A 12560-nucleotide genomic window follows, 5' to 3' on the forward strand; every position below is an offset into this window, starting at 1 on the left:
GGAGGAGAAGAATCGCTCCTTCTCCATCCCGCATCAAACCTTTTTATTTCGCCATTCCGAGCAAGCCCAGGATTTCCTTGAACATTTTTTCTTGCTCACCCAGGTAGCTCTTGAAGTCTGCACCGTTTTTGTAGCCATCGTCCCAGCCGTTTGCTTCCAGCTCTGCTTTCCACTCAGGAGTCTCTGTCATCGCTTTCAATTTTTGCTCCCAGTAAGCAACAGCATCTGGCGTCATGTCTTTTGGTCCAAATACACCGCGCCAGTTGATCAGCTCCGTGTCATAACCGGATTCTTTGTACGTCGGGATGTCCTTGAACATACCTTTCAAGCGCTCAGGGGAAGAAACGCCCAAGATTCTTACTTTGCCGGATTTCAAGTATTCACCCGAACCGGATACATCTGTAGCCAGTACGTCAGCATTGCCACCCAAGAGAGATGCGATCGCTTCTCCGCCGCCATCGTAAGAAATGTATTTCACTGATTTCGGATCAATTCCCGCTTTTACAGCTGGCATCAAAAAGGTCAAGTGATCAAGCGAGCCAGGAGCAGAACCGCCTGCAACCGTTACTTTGGTTGGATCAGCTTTGATTGCATCCATTAACGATTTCAGATCCTTGTATGGAGAATCGGCTGCTACTACAATCGCGCCGTAATCTTTCGTCAATTGTGCCAACGGAGTCATATCATTGTAGGAATGCGGGCTGTTTCCTTCTTTTTTCACATTGTTGATGACGATTGGTGTAGAAGGAAGCAGGAGTTTATAGTTGTTTTTCTTATCCTGCGTCACGAAATCAGCCAAGCCTACTGCCTGTCCGCCACCTGGCTTGTTTTCAACGGAGATCGTCTTGTCTACCAGCTTCGTTGCTGACATCACCTTTGCGAGGGAACGCGCTGTTTTATCCAAACCGCCGCCTGCCCCAGACGGAGCGATAACCGAGATAGGTTTTTCTGGGTAGGTAGAAGCTCCTCCAGAGGATGCTGTCTGCCCACCGCCTCCACAGGCTGCGAGGCTAAGTGCCATTGCCGTAGTGAGGAGTACTCCGGTCCACTTTGTCCATTTGTTTGATTTTTTCATCTTTATAACCCCCTCGAATGATAGCGTTTTCAAATATGTTAAGGAGATCATAGCATCCGATGAAAACGCTTCCTAGTTTGTTCAGATAATTTGGATAAACACCATATTTATGATTATTTTCATTTTTTTCACGCCAAAAAGACCTGCCGTTCCGATCAGGGAACGTACAGGCCTTACCATTGATTCGACTGTAATACTGCGTCAAGCGCCGGTCTCCTTTGGCTGTTTGATCCTGCTGTGGCGGTTCGTCCACGCACGAGCGCCGAAGGAAAACAACGTGAGTACGAGGACCACACGAAACAGATGAAACGCCGTCACTAAGAGCGGATCGGCTCCTGTCGCCAAGGCAGTCAAGCTCATTTCGGCGAGTCCACCTGGCACCGTAGCCAGAATCGCCGTCACGATATCAGTAGCCGTCACGTAAGAAATGCCGATAGCAAGGGCAATCACCATGACGAACAAAAACAGGGAGTGCATCAGGCCGAACAGAAAGAATCGGCGGTTTTTGGCGATGTCCTCTCGTTTGAAACCAAGACCGATGCTGACCCCGATGAATATTTGCGCCACTTGGACCAAGATGCTTGGCAACGCAGGAGTCTCTCCCACAAGTGATGTATTCATCGAAATCAAAGCGGTCACGAGCAAGGCACCTAGCAAGAACGGAGCGGGTATATAACAGCGAGACGCAATCAACGCTCCAATGACACCAGCCACAAGAATCATGACCGTCTGCCCAATCCCCAGCATGTGTTCTGTAGTAGCTGTCTGTATGGCTTCATGGGTAGGTAGAAATGTCACAAGATAAGGTGTGCAAAGCACGACGCTAATCGCACGAATCGAGTGGAAAATCGTGATGACTTGCTGATTTCCCCCTGCCATTTGCCCCACCGACACCATTTCTGATAATCCGCCGGGGATATTGCTGAAGATCGCCGTTATTCCGTCTACTCGGCAGACCTTATAAAATATCCAAGCGTTCACCAAACTGATCAAGATGGTCAAAATCGTGGTGACGAGCATCAAACCGATGTGCCCCGTCATCGTATCGACGATTTCAGGTGTCATTCGCAGACCAAGGGTGATCCCGATCACTGTCAATCCTGCTTGACGAAACCAACGGGGAATCCAAAGATTTTTGACCCCAAGCATATTACAGATAACTGTGGTGACTAGTGCTCCGAGCAGCCAAGGAAGTGGGCTATGGATGGTAGCAAACAGCCAGCCTCCCAGTGATCCGAGCAGCAATGTAAACAGAATGCGTAGCAGCATAAGCGTTCCCTCTCCTACTCTCCGACGTTGTATGAAGCTTCTAGGGTGGGGGTACACCTAGTGTAAAACAATTGTTCTCGCAGCAAAAATACAAAATGGTTATCGTTGGCGATTCCTTGCATGAATAACAAAAAACTGCTGGCTCCCATTCAGAGAGTTCCCAGCAGTTCCTTTTTCCTTGCTTAATCGAGAAATGTTATCTCACCCTGCTCCATGAAGCGTACAAATGCCTTGACCATTTGCAAGTCCATTGAGTCGGCATGATAAAACATCCAGGTACTTCGCTTGATCGGCTCCCCTTCTGCTGTGGTTAGCTCAATCATGTGCAGATCGTCTTTGCCATTCAGCACGCCTCGTGGAAGGATCGCGTACCCCAAACCGTTTGCTACCATTTCACTGCATGTATCCGCCTTGTCGACCTCCATACCGATCAGAGGTGGTTGGGAAAATCGTTCGGTCCACCAGTTGTCCACTAACGCCCGCAGCATCGGATCGGTCTCATAGTCGATTCGCGGCAGGGTGGGTAGGTCGTCGATATGAATGGGTTCCGTGGAAACGACATAGACCGATTCCTCGAACAGCAAGTGCTTTTGGTCGGACCAGTTGTAGCTTCCCCGGACGAATCCTACGTGCACGTCCTGATTATACACGGACTTGTAGACGTCTTTGCTCCATCCGGTCATCACCTTGTACTCGACGTTTGGATAGGCTTCCTTGAACTTTTTCAAGATCATCGGGAGCTTGTACCGTGCAAAATAGTTGGAAACCCCCAGCCGGAGCGTACCATTGACCTCGTCTCCCATGTTCAAGACATGCTCCTTGATATTGCGCAGTCTGAGGAGCATTTCATCCGCACATTTGGCCAAATACTCGCCTTGAGGAGTGAAATGAACGCCTCTACTCCCCCGTTGCACAATCTGTACGCCAAACTCTTTTTCAATCTGCCGCAGCCGTTTGGTCAGAGCAGGCTGGGACAAATACAAGCTTTCGGCTGTTTTGGTGATGTTTTGTTCCTGGTACAAGGTTTGGAGAATGTACCAATCGCGATATTCCATGGCTATAGTGTCTCCGCATGATTATTTGTCACTTCTTTATTTAACACATTTTTCTCCTTCCTTTTCAAATAGTTTCCAATCACAATTACCAGAAGTGCCAATGCTACCGGCAAAATAATATGCAGCGAAGGCATTACCCCCTCGAGGAAGCTGCCAACTGCTTTGTCTCCTACAATCATTTCTCCTGCTGTATATCCGAGCAATGCCGCCCCCAATAATACGATGATGGGAAAACGATTCATCAGCTTCATCAGCAACTGGCTTCCCCAAATGATGAGCGGAATGCTGATGGCAAGACCGATGATGACCAAAACCAGGTTCCCGTTCGCTGCTCCCGCTACGGCAATGACATTGTCCAGACTCATAATCAGATCGGCAAAAATAATGGTTTTAAGTGCCTCAACAAAACTCGCTCCGCCACCAATGTGACTGTCCTCATCTTCACCTTTTAACAGCTTGACCGCAATCCAGATGAGCAAAAGTCCTCCGACGACTTGGACAAACGGGATGTTCAACAGCCAGATGGCAATGAAGGTAAGGATGATCCGCAGTCCGATTGCACCAAAGCTCCCCCAAAAGGTGGCTTTTTTCTGTAGCTCTGGACTCAGGTTGCGACAGGCAAGAGCAATAACGACTGCATTGTCTCCGCTCAAGACCAGGTTGATCATAATGATTTGTAGTAAGCTAAGTAAGTAATCTGTCATGATGTCTCCCTCCAATATTGCTGATACTGACAATAATAGACCTATCTTTTCGCTAGTGCAGTATTATTTCTATTATTTGCATATATTTTTTTTGAAAGACAGGCTACTTCTTGTATCCATACACAGAATAATCCGCCCGCACTTTTCGAATCGCTAGCCAAACCGGCAATCCTCTGGCTACCCAGCGCAGGGCAGACATAATATTTTGTTCATTCTCAAACTGCTCGACAATGATGACGGTCTTTTCATTGATGTACGTCTGTAGCTCTTCCCACCCCATTGCCGAATAGCGGTCATTACCGTACGTTTTCAACGCCAAAAAGTCTTCGCGTTTTGGGTCCTTCAGCTGGAGGAGATGTTGAATGGCTTTCGCGCATTCGGGATGAACGGAATTATTCATGATGTCATGCCTCACTTTGGAACGGAATGACTTTATGTTAAACGATTACAGCACGCTTCGCACGCAAATAAAAAAGGCCATCATCACTTTGGTAGGATAATGACCTTTTGTGTTTCTGTTGATTCAGTTTTTCTGCTCTCGTCTTCGTTGTCCGTTGTGTCATGTCTGCAAAAGCGAAAATGCTTCTGTTGAGCTCTGGATTTCTTTTGCCTTCACGGGCCAGCTTTTCCCGTTGCTTGCGTGCTGCGCTTTTTGCCATTGTCTTTCACTCCTTTTTGACGGCTTACTACGATGAATACCGTCCTTGATGTTATCATAGAACGCTTCCTGTGTTGTTGCAACGAAAATAGTAAAATCGCCTACAACTCTTGTCCATTCTTTTTTCTATCTCCTGAATAGGATAGATTGACAGGAGGTGTTGATACTCGATGAAAAAGAAAAGAATCACTGCGAGACGCGTAGAAAACCAAGTGTATTCCAATCGGGTTCTGCGCTCTGAATTCGATCGCAACTGGCGTACAGTAATCTCCAGAAGTGGTTACGTTATTTATATTGCAACAGCGAATCGAGCAAAAATAACGGTACTGCTTTCAAATGGATCTAGGAAATTGCTCATCTTCAGACAAGGTGGAAGAGTATTGGTTGGCGGTGGGGGTACCAGTCATTATAGCAAACCGCACATTGCAAAGGACTTGTAAAATATAGGAATAGCCCTGCACAGTATTGCTTGTGGCAGGGCGATTTTCATTGAACGGATCGCTTACCTCGTCTTAATGATCACCGTCATTTTTTGCTTCACTTTTGTATCCTGAATCATTCCAATGATCTCCGCTCGTTTCCATACAACAAATTTATGCTCTTGCCCATTATGCATCTTGATTTTCATTCCGTTTGGGATCACGAACAGCGTGTTCCGCTTTTCAACTGCCGCAATATCATTCAAGTTTAATTCGAGAGGTTGTGTTTGAATATTGAGACTGTGTGGTTGAAAATAGAGTCTTTCACTCGTAATCGTTAACTTCCCACCTACTCCTTCCATTCCTCTGAATAGGTTTGCCGCTATATTCTCTTGCACGATCGATTCGTTTCGCCTGAGTTCCATTTCTTCCTTTTCCCCTCCGACATACGATTCCGTTTTTTCTCGAATTGGTAGGCACTTCATATTACCATAATTAGGAATAAAGAAACACAATAGATGGCTTCAACAATCTACTGCGTTTCTTTTCATTAACTATCCCTACCTATTCAAAAAAAGCACTGGAGTATTCAACAACGCCTGAGACTTGAGCCAGCGCATTTTCTTGCAGCTCCAACGCCATAAATACCTCATCCGGTACGTCGAAAGGTGCTTTTATTCCCCAGCGCGAAGCTTTTTGGAAGCCAAACTTCGGGTAATATTCGGAATGCCCGAGAACAACAACAGATTGGTATCCCAGTTCTTTGGCTTTTTGGAGGGCTTCGAGAATTAACTTCTTTCCGATTCCTTTGCTTTGGTAATCGGGCAAGACAGACACTGGGGCAAGTGCAAGTGACTCTATGCTCTGATTGTCATTGCGAATGTATATTTTCGACAAAAGAATATGTCCCACGATTTCTTGATTTTCTTCATCAATCGCGACTAGAGATAACGCGGGGATGAATGCATCAGATTTTCTGATGGAAGACACCAATTCATGTTCTTTGTGATCGCTGAACTCTGCATTCGCGAATGCACTTTTTACGACTTGTTCCGTAACAGAATAATCATCTACCTGTTCTATTCTGATCCTCATGTTCATCGTTCCCATCTCCTCATTCCATATCGCTTGTGGTGCCCATATGTTATCACATCTATACGGCAAAGCGCCCTGCTCGTATGCCTAGAGACAGGGCGCTTCGTTTGTGTAAGGACACAGGTTAATAGGTAAACTTATTGAGCAAAACTTTCAGCTCTTCCGCCAATGACGACAGGGATTGAGCGGAGGATGAGATCTCTTGCATGGAGGCGAGCTGCTCCTCAGTAGAGGCTGCTACTTCCTCGGCTGTTTCGGCATTACTTTTCGCGATGGTGACGAGCACATTGGCTGTCGCGGTTACTTCCTGAACACTAGCCAAGATTTGCTGTGCGATCAAGGAAACCTCTGCGATATGTGGATTGGTCAGTCTGGTGCTTTCCATGATGCCTTCAAACTTGTGAATCGTCTCCTCCGAAACGTTCAAGCCTGCTGCAACATCCAGGCTGACTTTTTCCATGTTGTCGACGGATTGCTTGGTTTCCCGCTGAATCTCTGTGATCAATTCAGAAATTTGCTTGGCCGACAATTGTGATTGCTCAGCCAACAGGCGCACCTCTGTAGCAACAACCGCAAAGCCTTTACCATGCTCACCAGCCCGCGCCGCTTCAATCGCTGCATTCAATGCCAACAAATTCGTCTGCTGGGCAATTCCACTGATGACATCCGAGATCGTGCCGATTTCTTTCGAACGATCATAGAGCGATTTGGTCATGCGATCCGACTGTTCTACCGATTCATGAATCGACTTCATTTGACTCATGACCTGAGCGACAAAGTTGCCTCCTTCTTCTGCCTGAACTGTCGTTTGCTGAGCAGTATCTGACAACACATTAACACTCTCTACAATCCGTGTGACCCCTTCCGAAATGTCCTGTAATGAACGAACATTTTGGTCGATTCCGCTCGTTTGTTGTTCCGCGCTGCCAGCTACGTCCTGAACAGCAGTCGTTACATGCTCGGTTGCAATGCTCGTCTGCTGCGCACTCGCAGTCAATTGCTCCGAAGACGCTGCTACTTGCTCCGCTCTGGCCTCGACATCGGAAATGAGCGCGCGCAGGTTATCCTGCATCGTGTTAAACGCATGGCCGAGCTCACCGATTTCATCGGTTGACCGTACTTTAATCGGGTCAGTCAAATTACCTTGGCTCACTCTGACCGCATGTACCTTCACTTCCTGAATGGACTGGAGAAGGGAACGCAGTACAGCTGCTACAATGAGTCCTCCCAGCAGCAAGCAGATCGTGATCGTCCAAAATGTTTGCGCAAAAATCGGCTGTGCAGCATCCTCAATCTCTGACAGGTACATCGACCCGGCAATTTTCCAGCCTGTAGCCGGATTCGTCACATAGTAAATCTGTTTCGGGATGCTTTGCTCCTCGTAAGTAAATTTACCTGTTTCCCCTTGGTACAAATTGTCGTAAAAACTCTCTTGTGCCAGCGTTCCTGCCTGATTTTCCGGATGGACGACATACTTCTTATTGCTGTCCACTACGATGACATCTCCATCGGTACCGATGCTGACTGAGTTTGCCAGTTGCTTGATCTGTTCAATCCCAACGGTAATGCAGATAACCCCTGCGCCATCCTCCGTCGTTCTTGCTACAGCTACTAAAACCTCACCTGATACCGCCGAAATATATGGCTCCGTAACGACGACAGTCCCCTTGTTTTCCATCGCTCTTTTGTACCAGTCTCTCGTACGCGGATCAAACCCTGCCTGTACTTCTTGCTTAGGAGCGCGGAAGTACTGTCCATCAACCGTTCCCAAACTGATACTGGACGCTTCCGCATGCATACCCATATACATATCCAAATGATGCATGATTTCTTTTTGAACTTCAGCTGATTTCACGCCAGGTGTGATATCTTTTGCCAAATAGTCAGCATCCTTCTTTTTGCCCTCAAACGTATTGCTGACGATGGAGTTGACCAAATCGACGTTTTCGTTGGCGCTGTCCATGATCTGTTTGTCAATTTCTTGTTTCGCTTGATGGTAAGCTAGGCTTCCAACGACAAGGGAAGGGACTAACAGAATCAAGAGAAATGTGATAATGAGTTTGGTTCGATAGCTTCGAAACCAATTTCGCAATTTAGTTTTCACTTCATTTCATCTACTTTCTAAGTTGTATTTGGATAAACGTTTCGTGTTGGTGAAGTCCTAATTTTTTATATCGGTAACGAAGGAAGGTTAATTAAGTAAAAAATATATAGAACTGCAATAGATAAAAAAAGCCGGGATTATATCGCCCCCCGAGCCATAGAAAAACCGCCCTGTTTATGTACGATAGACAGGACGGTCGGTATTGGTAGACTATTTAGTAGCGAAATTTATTGATCATCGCATTCAGCTCTTCTGCCAACGATGACAGAGATTGGGCAGATGCTGAAACTTCTTGCATCGATGCGAGCTGCTCTTCTGTAGAAGCGGCTACTTCCTCTGCTGTTTCTGCATTGCCTTTTGCAATCATCGCCAACTCGTTCGCTGTCACCTTTACTTCCACAACAGCTGCTACGATTTGTCGAGCGATCGACGAGACCTCCTCGATACGAGGATTTGTTTGTTTCGTGCTTGTCAAAATTTCCTCGAATTTATCAATCGTACCTTTGGAAATTCGCAAGCCTTCCGAAACATCGCGTCTGACTTTCTCCATAGTCTCAACGGATTCTTGCGTATCACGTTGAATTTCTACGATAAGGTCGGAAATTTGCTTGGCCGATTCCTGCGATTGCTCTGCCAACAGCCTTACCTCAGTTGCTACAACCGCAAATCCTTTGCCATGCTCGCCAGCCCGTGCCGCCTCGATCGCTGCATTGAGTGCAAGCAGGTTTGTTTGCTGCGAAATTCCACTGATCACTTCAGAGAAGGCGACAATGTCTCTGGAGCGTTCAGAAAGGGAATGAACCATGTGATTGAGCTGTTCCACAGACGCGTGAATCGAGTCCATCTGGCCCATTACCTTCTGAACCGATTCGCCGCCTTCACCTGCGTGAATAGTTGTTTGCTCAGCGATATCCGTCAATCCATGTACACTCTCCACAATTTGCGCTACGCCGTCTGATATATTTTGGAGAGAGTGGACGTTTTGGTCAATTCCATTCGTTTGCTTCTCTACGCTGCCAGCAACTTCTTGCACGGCCGTGGCAACATGCTCAGTGGCGATGCTCGTCTGCTGCGCACTCGCGGTCAATTGCTCAGACGAAGCGGCCACTTGTTCTGCTCTTGTCTCTACATCCGAAATGAGCGTGCGCAGGTTGTCCTGCATCGTATTGAAGGCGCGACCCAGCTCACCAATCTCATCATTGGAACGAACCTGGATAGGCTCAGTAAGTATACCCTCACTCACTTTGACTGCATGTACCTTGACCGCATGAATAGATCGGATAATCGAGCGCAGTACAACCGTTACGATCAATCCTCCTACAATCAAGCAAATAGCGATTGTCATGTACGTAAAGGTGAAGATTGGCTGTACAGAGTTCTGTATCTCCGAACGATCCAGTTTTCCAGCGATTTTCCATCCAGTCAGCTCATTTGTCGTGTAGTGCACTTCTTGTTCGTTGCCTTGCTCGTCGTAACGGAAGTCACCTGATGCACCTTCATACAATTTTTCAAAATAGCTCTCTTCCGCTACAGTGCCAGACTCTTTTTCTGGATGAACAACGAACTTCTTGTTGCTGTCCAAAATCATGACGTACCCGTCGCTTCCGATACTGACCATATCCGCCAGACCTTTGATCTGCTCGACACCCATCACAATTCCGACCACACCTGATCCATCATCCGTCGTTTTAGAAATGGTAACGAGGACTTTGCCTGATGCTGCTGAGACATACGGCTCCGTAATGACAGCCTTCCCCTTATTTTCCATCGCTTTCTTGTACCATTCTCTCGTTCGCGGATCAAAACCTGCCTTTACTGTTACCTTCGGGGATTGATAATACTGTCCGTCCACTGTCCCCAAACCAATGCCATTCGTGTCCGGAAGCATTCCACTGTAAATATCCAGATGCGGCATGACGAGCGCTGCACTGTCTTTGGTTGGATACATGCTTTTGTTAACGGTTTTGGCTAAAAACTCAATGGTGTCCAGCTTGGGTTTAATCGTACTCGTCACAATCGAATTGACCAGCCCGACATTTTCTTTAGCGCTGTTCAAGATCTGTTTTTCCATCTCCTGCTTCGCCTGATTGGAAGCCAGTGTTCCAACGACAATAGTAGGAACAAGCAGAATCAATAGAAAGGCTGCGATTAACCTCGTTTTAAAGCTTCTACTCCAATTTATTAGGCCAACTCTCACTCATTCTCAACTACTTTCTAGGTTGTATTGGGGAAATTTTTTCCATGATATAACCCCAATCTAATATCGGCTAGGAATGAATGAGTATTTAGTGAAAAATTTACGAATAAAGTATTTATCTGTAAGCTATTTCAACCGCGCTTCATTTTCCCCAAGCGAATGAACTGTTCGTCACGTACACGAAGCTTTTCTGAAACGGACGTATCCTTATACGAGTAAATACCTGCTCCGGTCTTGGTGCCGAGATTGCCTTCTGCTACTCTGTCTTCAATGATGGCGGGTGCTTTTGTCGACGCATCCAGCTCTGGCGCCAGGTTATCCATCACACGCTTCCACGTATCGAGTCCGCCAAAATCCGCCGTCTCAATAGGCCCGACAAAAGCCCAACGATAGCCAATGCCCTCTTTCATCACCGTATCGATCTGGGCTGCATCTGCTACACCTTCTGCGAGCAAATGAAAAGCTTCTCTCATCAAGGCTGTTTGTAGCCGATTGGCGATAAAGCCCGGTACATCCTTTTTCAGCAAAACCGGAGACTTCCCGATCTCTTCCATTAGCTGCATCGTCTTGTGAACCACTTCCTGCGCGGTCTTCTCGTGCTTGACTATCTCGACCAACGGAACCAATTGAGCCGGATTGAAAAAATGTGTAATGATATAGCGTTGTGGCGTAGTTGCTTTTTCGATCAGTCGCGCAATCGAAAACGTAGACGTATTGGAAGCAATAATCGCATCTGGCCTTGCGTATTGCTCCAGCTTTTCAAACAGCTCCCACTTTAGCTCGATGACTTCTGGTACTGCTTCTGTGATGACTTCTGCATCAGATACTGCTGCTCGCAAATCCGTGGTCAGGACAATATGTTCGAGTGCTGTTACTCTAGACTGGTCTGCAATCACTCCCTCTGCAACCAGAAGGGAAAGGCTGTGCTCGATGCTAGCTCTCGCTTTCATCAAAAACTCTTCCTGCAAATCGTAAAGAGAAACACGAAATCCAGCCAATGCGTATAGCTGCGCGATTCCATGTCCCATAACACCTGATCCGATAACAGCCGCATGCTTTTCCATAGAATGAGCCTCCCAGGGTGAAATAGGTTTACTAACAAAGCTTTCCACGATCAAATACCTAGTTCCTGCCAAGCAAATTCCTACTACTTTTACCGAAATTCATTCCTATGGCGCTTGTTGGGGAAAGCAAATTTTTGTACCATTAAAAACGCTTGAATGAACCCAATTCTTGGAATGCACGTTTTATATCCGGAGGTACACATGAAACTACTGAATAAAGTCGTGGTCATCACAGGAGCCAGTCGAGGATTGGGTCTTGAAATGGCAAATGTTCTGGCAAAAGAAGGAGCGATTGTTTGGGCAACCTCTCGATCCGCGCCTCATCCCCACGAAATCGCACACGCTGAACCGGGAAGTGTGACGAATATACAGCTAGACGTGACGGACGAGCAAAGTGTCCTTGCCCTATTTGCGCGTGTACAAAGGATATACGGACGTCTAGATGTCCTCGTCAACAATGCAGGAGTCGGCGTGTTTAAGCCTGTTGAACAAACAAGCTTAGAAGAATGGGAGAATGTTTTCCGCACTAATGTAACTGGACTCTTTCTTTGTAGCCGCGAAGGATACAAGGTAATGAAAGCTCACGGGGGCCGAATCATCAATATCTCTAGTGTCTCAGGCTATATTCCCATTGCGGAAAACGGCGTTTATGGTGCTTCGAAATTTGCCGTCCAAGGCTTTTCCCAAATTTGCAATGAAGAATGGAAAAACGACAATGTAAGAGTCTCCACCATTTTTCCCGGCGCCGTTCATACAAACATGACGGAGGACCGGCATTTTTTTGATCCGAGTGCGATGCTCGTACCAAAAGATGTGGCAGATACCGTGTTAGATATCGCCTCCCGTCCCCTCCACGTTCGAATCGATGAAGTCAAAATCCTTCCTCCTAAAGGCATTCTCTAAATGACAGATTAATAAGG

13 protein-coding genes are annotated in these 12560 nt (G+C 46.8%); 2 read left to right on the forward strand and 11 right to left on the reverse strand.

Annotation, left to right across the window (positions count from 1 at the left end; translation table 11 throughout):
- Positions 1-43: 43 nt before the first annotated feature.
- The 6 genes from ACFVS2_RS23320 to ACFVS2_RS23345 all read right to left on the reverse strand — a co-directional run bounded on the left by ACFVS2_RS23320 (position 44) and on the right by ACFVS2_RS23345 (position 4762).
- Positions 44-1075, reverse strand: a complete 1032-nt coding sequence (locus ACFVS2_RS23320) for a Bug family tripartite tricarboxylate transporter substrate binding protein (RefSeq protein WP_390238143.1) — start codon at positions 1073-1075, stop codon at positions 44-46.
- Between the two features lie 201 nt (positions 1076-1276).
- Positions 1277-2344, reverse strand: coding sequence for an AbrB family transcriptional regulator (locus tag ACFVS2_RS23325; RefSeq protein ID WP_390238146.1), 1068 nt, complete (start codon positions 2342-2344; stop codon positions 1277-1279).
- A 182-nt stretch (positions 2345-2526) separates the two neighbouring features.
- Complete coding sequence (locus ACFVS2_RS23330; RefSeq protein WP_173621297.1) at positions 2527-3399, reverse strand: LysR family transcriptional regulator; 873 nt, start codon at positions 3397-3399, stop codon at positions 2527-2529.
- Positions 3400-3401: 2 nt separating this feature from the next.
- A complete protein-coding gene (locus tag ACFVS2_RS23335; RefSeq protein ID WP_173621296.1) occupies positions 3402-4103 on the reverse strand; it encodes a TerC family protein in 702 nt (233 codons plus the stop codon).
- Between the two features lie 103 nt (positions 4104-4206).
- Entirely contained in the window at positions 4207-4503 is a 297-nt protein-coding gene (locus ACFVS2_RS23340; protein ID WP_390238149.1) for a hypothetical protein, read from the reverse strand.
- 37 nt (positions 4504-4540) lie between these two features.
- Positions 4541-4762: a hypothetical protein gene (locus ACFVS2_RS23345; RefSeq protein ID WP_007722284.1), complete on the reverse strand. Its 222-nt coding sequence runs from the start codon at positions 4760-4762 to the stop codon at positions 4541-4543.
- A gap of 169 nt (positions 4763-4931) precedes the next feature.
- Here ACFVS2_RS23345 and ACFVS2_RS23350 point away from each other — a divergent pair, with 169 nt between their 5' ends.
- Positions 4932-5201 carry a hypothetical protein gene (locus ACFVS2_RS23350; RefSeq protein ID WP_007722283.1) on the forward strand — a complete coding sequence of 90 codons (270 nt, stop codon included), beginning with the start codon at positions 4932-4934 and terminating at the stop codon, positions 5199-5201.
- Positions 5202-5263: 62 nt separating this feature from the next.
- Here the strand turns inward: ACFVS2_RS23350 and ACFVS2_RS23355 are convergent, their stop codons facing one another.
- The 5 genes from ACFVS2_RS23355 to ACFVS2_RS23375 all read right to left on the reverse strand — a co-directional run bounded on the left by ACFVS2_RS23355 (position 5264) and on the right by ACFVS2_RS23375 (position 11640).
- The gene (locus ACFVS2_RS23355) at positions 5264-5605 is read right to left on the reverse strand and encodes a GRAM domain-containing protein (RefSeq protein WP_173621294.1); all 342 of its coding nucleotides are present in this window, start codon (positions 5603-5605) and stop codon (positions 5264-5266) included.
- 139 nt (positions 5606-5744) lie between these two features.
- On the reverse strand, positions 5745-6281 hold the full coding sequence (locus tag ACFVS2_RS23360) for a GNAT family N-acetyltransferase (RefSeq protein ID WP_390238153.1): 537 nt from the start codon (positions 6279-6281) through the stop codon (positions 5745-5747).
- A 118-nt stretch (positions 6282-6399) separates the two neighbouring features.
- Positions 6400-8379 carry a methyl-accepting chemotaxis protein gene (locus ACFVS2_RS23365; RefSeq protein ID WP_390238155.1) on the reverse strand — a complete coding sequence of 660 codons (1980 nt, stop codon included), beginning with the start codon at positions 8377-8379 and terminating at the stop codon, positions 6400-6402.
- Positions 8380-8593: 214 nt separating this feature from the next.
- On the reverse strand, positions 8594-10576 hold the full coding sequence (locus ACFVS2_RS23370; RefSeq protein ID WP_390238157.1) for a methyl-accepting chemotaxis protein: 1983 nt from the start codon (positions 10574-10576) through the stop codon (positions 8594-8596).
- A 131-nt stretch (positions 10577-10707) separates the two neighbouring features.
- Positions 10708-11640 (reverse strand): 3-hydroxyacyl-CoA dehydrogenase family protein, encoded by a 933-nt coding sequence (locus tag ACFVS2_RS23375; protein ID WP_390238159.1) that lies wholly within the window; start codon positions 11638-11640, stop codon positions 10708-10710.
- Positions 11641-11841: 201 nt separating this feature from the next.
- On the opposite strand from ACFVS2_RS23375, the gene ACFVS2_RS23380 reads away from it, so the two are divergent.
- On the forward strand, positions 11842-12543 hold the full coding sequence (locus ACFVS2_RS23380) for an SDR family oxidoreductase (RefSeq protein ID WP_390238161.1): 702 nt from the start codon (positions 11842-11844) through the stop codon (positions 12541-12543).
- Positions 12544-12560: the final 17 nt, after the last annotated feature.

Source organism: Brevibacillus sp. NPDC058079 (assembly GCF_042885155.1).
Classification (GTDB): Bacteria; Bacillota; Bacilli; order Brevibacillales; family Brevibacillaceae; genus Brevibacillus.